The organism is Mycobacterium sp. (assembly GCF_049673265.1).
GTDB lineage: Bacteria > Actinomycetota > Actinomycetes > Mycobacteriales > Mycobacteriaceae > Mycobacterium.
Window position 1 is genome coordinate 1 of sequence record NZ_JBATXN010000392.1, and the last position, 7,366, is coordinate 7,366.

Here is a 7,366-nt window from a genome sequence, read left to right on the forward strand (position 1 = left end):
GGGTTGCCCTCGGCCGCGTCGGCAAAATGTTCTCGATCAGGTTGGGTCGGTTGATCGAGCGCCATATGTCGCGGGCTGCGACCACCGCCTGCGGATCGGTCAGACCCGCGTAGTGGTGGAAGTGCGAGGCCGGGTTGGCGAACGCGGTCGAGCGCATCGCCAAAAACCGGGAGACGTACCACTGCTCGATGTCCTCGATCCGCGCGTCCACATACAGAGAGAAGTCGAACAGGTCCGACACCATCAGGGTGGGCCCGGTCTGCAGCACGTTGAGGCCTTCGAGGATCAGGATGTCGGGGTGGCGCACCACCTGCTTGGCGTCCGGCACCCGGTCGTAGTGCAGATGCGAGTACACCGGCGCGCAGGCATAGTCCGAACCCGACTTCACCGAGGTAACGAACCGCATCAGGGCGCGTCGGTCATAGCTTTCCGGAAAACCCTTGCGGTGCATTAGGTTTCGACGGTTCAATTCAGTGTTCGGGTAGAGGAACCCATCGGTGGTCACCAGGTCGACTCGCGGGTGGTGATCCCAGCGGGCCAGCAGCGCCTGCAGCACGCGAGCCGTCGTCGACTTACCGACCGCCACGCTGCCGGCCACCCCGATGATGAACGGCACCGGCCGATCGGGATTTTGCTGGGGTTCGCCGAGGAACTCGGCGGTGGCGCTGAACAGCCCTTGACGAGCGGCGACTTGCAGGTGCAACAGCCGGGCCAGCGGCAAGTAGACCTCTTCGACCTCGAGCAAGTCGATCTGCTCGCCCAGACCGCGCAGGCCGACGACTTCTTCTTCGGTCAGCGGCTGCGGCGTCGACATGCGTAGCGAGCGCCACTGACTTCGGTCGAACTCCACATAGGGGCTCGGCTCGCTCAGCCGCGGCATGACTGTCAGTCTTGCAGGGGCGACGCGGCTAGCGTTAACCGGTATGGAACCCGCCGCGCTGATCCGCGAGTACCTGCTGCTCGGTTTGCGCTTCGACCGGATTGAAGCTGGGTACGTCGACGCCTTCACCGGCGATCCCGCGCTGCGCCAAACCGTGTTGGCCGAGCCCGCGCCAGACCCGGCCAGCCTGGTTCGTCAGGCTGAGCGTTTGCTTGCAGTGCTGCCAGATGTGCTGCACAGCAATGGATTCGACCAATCCCGCGCCGACTACATCGGTGCTCATCTGCGGGCGTTGGCCTGCGCCGGGCGCAAGTTCGCCGGAGAAGACATCGGGTTCGTCGACGAGGTGCACGACTATTTCGACGTCCACATCGCTAAAGGCGAGCCGGAGACCTACCGGCAGGCGCATGCCCGGCTCGACGAAGTATTGGGTGGTGTCGGCCCACTGGTCGACCGGATGGAGGGCCACCGCGCAGCCGAAGAGATCCCGCCCGATCGGTTGGCAGAGTGCATCGCGGCGTTCTCCAGCGCGCTGCGCGATCGGGTGCGCGCCCAGTATCCGCTGCCCGACACCGAAACCGTTGAGTACCAGGTGGTGACCGACAAGCCGTGGTCGGGATTCAACTACTACCTGGGCGATTACCGCTCGACTGTGGCCGTCAACGCCGACATCAAACAACTGATGTCGAACCTGCCGCGGCTGGTGGCCCACGAATCCTATCCGGGGCATCACACCGAGCACTGCCGCAAAGAGGCCGGGCTGGTCAACCGGAAAGGCCAGGCCGAGCAGACCATTTTCCTGGTGAACACCCCGCAGTGCCTGATGGCCGAAGGCCTGGCCGATTTGGCGCTGTACGCCGCCATCGGCCCGCGCTGGGGACACTGGGCGTCCGAGGTCTACGCCGACCTGGGGCTGAGGTTCGACGGCGAACGCGCCGAGGCGGTTTCCGAGGCATCCGCGGCGCTGGCCGGTGTCCGCCAGGACGCCGCGTTGATGTTGCACGACGAGCATCGCGATGCCGACGAAGTGGTGGCTTTCCTGCGGCGTTGGCTGCTCGTCAATGACACCCGCGCGCGGCAGATGTTGCGGTTCTTGTCGTCGCCGCTGTGGCGTGCCTACACCAGCACCTACGTCGAGGGGTATCGGTTGCTGCGGCAGTGGCTGGACGAACGCACTACCGGGGTGAGCCTTGTCGAGAGGTTCGGCCGGCTGCTCGACGAGCCACTGATCCCGTCGGCACTGCGCGCCCCTTGAGGGCGTTGTCGGGCTCCTCAGCGGGCCGTACCCGGCCTGCATCGTCGCCCGACTAGTGTCGGGTGCATGGCAGCCGATTTGACCGCGACCACTACCTCCACCGCAGCCGTAGGCGCGGAGTATGCCGATACCGCGAGCAGCGCGTACCGTGCAGCATTACAGGTCATCGAGTCCGTCGAACCGCGGATCGCCGCTGCGACACGCAAAGAGCTTGCCGACCAACGCGATTCGCTCAAGCTCATCGCCAGCGAAAACTATGCGTCGCCCGCGGTGCTGCTGACCATGGGCAGCTGGTTGTCGGACAAGTACGCCGAAGGCACCATCGGGCACCGCTTTTATGCCGGCTGTCAGAACGTCGACACCGTCGAGAGTGTCGCCGCCGAGCACGCCCGCGAGCTGTTCGGCGCGCCGTACGCCTACGCCCAACCGCATTCCGGCATCGACGCCAACCTCGTGGCCTACTGGGCCATCCTGGCGACCCGGATTGAGACGCCCGGCCTCGCCGAGGCCGGGGCCAAACACGTCAACGATCTGTCCGAGGCGGACTGGGAGCAGCTGCGCGCCAAGCTCGGCGGCCAGCGGCTGCTGGGCATGTCACTGGATGCCGGCGGACACCTCACGCACGGCTTCCGGCCCAACGTCTCCGGCAAGATGTTCCACCAGCGCAGCTACGGCACCGACCCGGAAACCGGGTTGCTGGACTACGACGCGCTCGCCGTCGCCGCGCGTGAATTCAAGCCGTTGATCCTGGTCGGCGGGTACTCGGCCTACCCGCGGCGGATCAACTTCGCGACGATGCGCGAGATCGCCGACGAGGTGGGCGCCACCTTGATGGTGGACATGGCGCACTTCGCCGGGCTGGTCGCCGGCAAGGTATTCACCGGCGACGAGGACCCGGTGCCCTTTGCCCACATCACCACCACCACCACGCACAAGTCGCTGCGCGGGCCGCGCGGCGGCCTGGTGCTGGCCCAACCGGAATACTCCGACGCGGTCGATAAGGGCTGCCCGATGGTGTTGGGCGGGCCGCTGGCACACGTGATGGCAGCCAAGGCGGTCGCGCTGGCTGAGGCGCGTCAGCCCGCGTTCGGCGCCTACGCCCAGCGGGTTGCCGACAACGCCAAGGCGCTGGCCGACGGGTTCCTGCGGCGCGGGGCGCGGCTGGTCACCGGCGGCACCGACAACCACCTCGTGCTGCTGGACGTCACGTCATTCGGGCTAACCGGCCGGCAGGCGGAATCGGCGTTGCTGGACTCCGGCGTCGTCACCAACCGCAACTCCATCCCGGCCGACCCGAACGGCGCCTGGTACAGCAGCGGCATCCGGTTGGGCACCCCGGCAGTGACCACCCGCGGCTTCGGCGCCGCCGAGTTCGACCGGGTGGCCGAGCTGGTGGTCGACGTGCTGACCAACACGCAGCCCGGCTCGGGACCCTCCGGGCCCTCCAAGGCCAAGTACGCCCTGGCCGACGGCACCGTTGAGCGGGTGCACGCGGCTGCCGCCGAGCTGCTGACCGCTAACCCGCTCTACCCGGGGTTGACGCTCTAGGCTCACTAATTTCACGGAACCTGTGTACGCGGGTTACAGTTACTTTCATGGCAGTAAAACCTGTTGCTAACGCATTTATTCTTGAACTCGAGCCGGTCGTGGGCGAGAACCTCGACCGCCACCTCGGCACCGAGAACTTGTGGTTCGCGCATGACTTCGTGCCGTTCGACCAGGGCGAGAACTATGCCTTCCTCGGCGGGCGCGATTGGGATCCGTCGCAGGTAACGCTGCCCAAAACCATCACCGACGCGTGCGAGATCCTGCTGATCACCAAAGACAACGTCGCCGGCTACCACCGCGAACTCGTCGAGCACTTCATCCTCGAGGACAACTGGGCCAATTGGATCGGCCGGTGGACGGCCGAAGAGCACCTGCACGCCATTGCACTGCGCGAGTACTTCGTGGTGACCCGCGAGATCGACCCGACCGCCAACGAGCAGGTCCGCTTCGAGCACGTGTCAGGCACGGGTTATCGAGCCGACCACTATTCGCAGGTCGAAACCCTGGTGTTCATGGCTTTCTTCGAGCGCGCCCATGCGGTGTACTGCAACAACCTGGCGGCCCAGATCGAAGAGCCGGTGCTGGCCGGTCTGATCACCCACATCGCGCGAGACGAAGAGCGGCACGAGGAGTTCTTTGCCAACCTCGTCGCGCACTGCCTGGGCTACACCCGCGACGAAACGATCGCGGCGATCGCTGCCCGTGCCGCCGAAGTCCCGGTGATCGGCGCGGACATCGACGCCTACCAAGACAAGGTGCAAGGCGTCGCTGACGCAGGCATCTTCGGTCCGGATCAACTGCGCCAGACGATCTCCGACCGCATCACCGCATGGGAGCTCGCCGACGAGCCTGCGCTGCGGCAGTTCGTCATCGGCTAGGACGCGGCGGAGCTTTCGCCACGGCGCGCCTGCGCGGCGCACATGCGCAGACCGGAGTAGCGTCGCATTCGATGGCTAGCGACATGCTCTGCTGTCCGGGCGGCGCCTTTCGTCTTCACTTCGACAGGACCGCCGGCCCCGGTCCTGGCGCCGCGGCCCCCGCCGAATCGTCCGTGCGGGCCGCACGGGCATCCAGCCCGGTTGTGACGCCCCGCGTGTACAGGTGGGGGTGGGGCCACCACCCGCACGCGGCAGCGAACCGGGCGATGAGCTCGAGGAGCGCTCGTGACTGAATCCCCGGCGGTCGCACAGGACACCATCCGGACGTATGTGCTCGACACCTCCGTGTTGTTGTCCGATCCGTGGGCCTGTTCCCGCTTCGCCGAACATGAAGTGGTGGTTCCGCTGGTGGTGATCAGTGAGCTGGAAGCCAAACGCCATCACCACGAACTCGGCTGGTTCGCCCGTCAGGCATTGCGCTTGTTCGACGACCTGCGGCTTGAGCACGGTCGGCTGGATCAGCCGATTCCCGTTGGGACACAAGGCGGGACGCTGCACGTCGAACTCAACCACAGCGATCCGGACGTGTTGCCGGCCGGGTTCCGCACCGACACCAACGACTCGCGCATCCTGTGCTGCGCCGCCAACCTGGCCGCAGAGGGCAAACGAGTCACGTTGGTGAGCAAGGACATTCCGCTGCGTGTCAAGGCCGGTGCGGTGGGTCTGCCCGCCGACGAGTACCACGCGCAAGACGTCGTCACGTCCGGCTGGACCGGGATGACGGAAATGGAAGTCACCGCCGAGGACATCGACGCACTGTTCGCCGACGGCGAGGTCGATTTGGCATCCGCACGAGACCTGCCGTGCCACACCGGTATTCGATTGCTTGCCGGCAGCTCTCATGCGCTCGGCCGAGTCAATGCCCAGAAGCACGTGCAGCTGGTCCGCGGCGACCGTGAGGTGTTCGGACTGCGTGGTCGCTCCGCCGAACAGCGGGTGGCGCTGGATCTGTTGCTCGACGAGTCGGTGGGCATCGTGTCGCTGGGCGGCAAGGCCGGCACCGGCAAGTCGGCGCTGGCGCTGTGCGCCGGTCTGGAGGCCGTGCTGGAACGACGCACCCACCGCAAGGTGGTGGTCTTCCGCCCGCTCTACGCGGTCGGCGGCCAGGAGCTTGGCTACCTGCCCGGCAGCGAGAGCGAAAAAATGGGCCCGTGGGCACAGGCGGTCTTCGACACCCTCGAAGGTCTGGCCAGCCCGGCGGTGCTCGAGGAGGTGCTGTCGCGCGGAATGCTCGAGGTGCTGCCACTGACCCACATCCGTGGTCGCTCGCTGCACGACTCCTTCGTGATCGTCGATGAGGCGCAATCGCTGGAACGCAACGTGCTGCTGACCGTGTTGTCCAGGCTCGGCGCGGGATCGCGGGTGGTGTTGACCCACGACGTCGCACAGCGCGACAACCTTCGGGTGGGCCGCCACGACGGGGTGGCTGCCGTGGTCGAAAAACTCAAGGGCCACCCGCTTTTCGCGCATATCACGCTGCTGCGCAGCGAGCGGTCGCCGATCGCCGCGCTGGTCACCGAGATGCTCGAAGAGATCATCAGGGCCCCGCTGCCGTAAGCTTCCGGCCGTGCCCAGACGACCAGACTCCCTCGCGTGGCGGTACTGGCGCACGGTCGCAGGAGTGGCGGCAGCCGCCATTGTGGTGGCGATCGGTGCATTCACCGGGCACGTCAGGTTCGCCAAAGCCAATGACGTCGTCGACTGCGCACAAGTCAAATGCGTGGCGTTGACGTTCGACGACGGCCCCACCCCATACACGGATCGGCTGCTGAGCGTCCTGACCGCCAACCACGCCAAGGCGACGTTCTTCCAGATCGGCAACAAGGTTGCCGCCAACCCGGCCGGCGCGAAACGTGTCGTGGACGCAGGCATGGAGATCGGCAACCACACCTGGGAACACCCCAACATGACGACGCTGCCGCCGGCCGATGTGCCCGAACAGCTTTCGAAGGCCAACGATGCGATCGCCGCCGCCACCGGCGTGACGCCCAATCTGTGGCGGCCGCCGGGCGGCCTGACCGACGCGGCAGTCAACGAGCAGGCCGCAAAGTTCGGTCTGGCCGGAATCCTCTGGGACGTCATACCATTCGACTGGATCAACGACTCGAACACCGCCGCCAGCAGGTATCAGCTGATGACCCAGATCAAACCCGGCTCGGTGGTGTTGCTTCATGACACCTACTCCAGCACCGTCGATCTGGTGTACCAGTTCATCCCGGTGCTGAAGGCCAACGACTATCACCTGGTCACGGTGAGCCAGCTGCTCGGGCAACGAGCGCCGGGCAGCGTGTATGGCAGCCGGGAGAACGGGCCGCCGGTCAATGATCTACGCGACATCCCGGTCGCGGAGATCCCGTCGCTGCCCAACACCCCGTCGCCGAAGCCGATGCCCAATTTCCCGATTACCGATGTGCCGGGTCAGAACTCAGGCGGATCGAACAACGGCAGCTAGCGCTTCCAGACGCGACAATCACTCACGCCACAGGCGTCTCTACGCGGAAGCGGCGGTCAATCTGCCCGCCTCACAGCGACAACGAGACCGGGCCGAGAGTTGTCGCTCGGAGGCGGGCACATCGAACACGCCTGGCCCGCAGGCACTCAGGTGGCTAAAGTGACCGCGCCACTTATCCTTCGGGCAGGTCGCCTGATGCGGCGAACGTCAGCAGCTCACCCCGGCCGATCTGACTGACCAAGCTGGCCGAGTCAAAGTAGATGCGCTCGTTCGTGATTCGATCACCGTCGAAG

The 7,366-nt window shown here is 66.0% G+C and carries 5 protein-coding genes and 1 pseudogene; 5 read left to right on the plus strand and 1 reads right to left on the minus strand.

Going from position 1 to position 7,366, the window contains the following annotated elements; translation table 11 throughout:
* On the minus strand, window positions 1-880 hold an 880-nt coding region (gene coaA / locus WBF82_RS13550; protein ID WP_424383525.1), incomplete at its 3' end, for a type I pantothenate kinase.
* A gap of 43 nt (window positions 881-923) precedes the next feature.
* On the opposite strand from coaA, the gene WBF82_RS13555 reads away from it, so the two are divergent.
* From WBF82_RS13555 to WBF82_RS13575, 5 genes and pseudogenes are all read left to right on the plus strand, one after another.
* A complete protein-coding gene (locus tag WBF82_RS13555) occupies window positions 924-2,135 on the plus strand; it encodes a DUF885 domain-containing protein (protein WP_424383526.1) in 1,212 nt (403 codons plus the stop codon).
* Window positions 2,136-2,201: 66 nt separating this feature from the next.
* The gene (locus tag WBF82_RS13560; RefSeq protein WP_424383527.1) at window positions 2,202-3,683 is read left to right on the plus strand and encodes a glycine hydroxymethyltransferase; all 1,482 of its coding nucleotides are present in this window, start codon (window positions 2,202-2,204) and stop codon (window positions 3,681-3,683) included.
* Between the two features lie 47 nt (window positions 3,684-3,730).
* On the plus strand, window positions 3,731-4,561 hold the full coding sequence (locus tag WBF82_RS13565) for an acyl-ACP desaturase (RefSeq protein WP_424383528.1): 831 nt from the start codon (window positions 3,731-3,733) through the stop codon (window positions 4,559-4,561).
* A gap of 285 nt (window positions 4,562-4,846) precedes the next feature.
* Window positions 4,847-6,170, plus strand: a pseudogene (locus WBF82_RS13570) (PhoH family protein); the annotation flags it as partial.
* A gap of 99 nt (window positions 6,171-6,269) precedes the next feature.
* Window positions 6,270-7,073 carry a polysaccharide deacetylase family protein gene (locus WBF82_RS13575; protein WP_424383529.1) on the plus strand — a complete coding sequence of 268 codons (804 nt, stop codon included), beginning with the start codon at window positions 6,270-6,272 and terminating at the stop codon, window positions 7,071-7,073.
* Window positions 7,074-7,366 lie beyond the last annotated feature (293 nt).

Excerpts from the sequence above, each read along its gene's own strand:
- WBF82_RS13555 (WP_424383526.1), top strand. The coding sequence starts at position 924 with ATGGAACCCGCCGCGCTGATCCGCGAGTACCTGCTGCTCGGTTTGCGC.
- WBF82_RS13560 (WP_424383527.1), top strand. The coding sequence starts at position 2,202 with ATGGCAGCCGATTTGACCGCGACCACTACCTCCACCGCAGCCGTAGGC.
- WBF82_RS13565 (WP_424383528.1), top strand. The coding sequence starts at position 3,731 with ATGGCAGTAAAACCTGTTGCTAACGCATTTATTCTTGAACTCGAGCCG.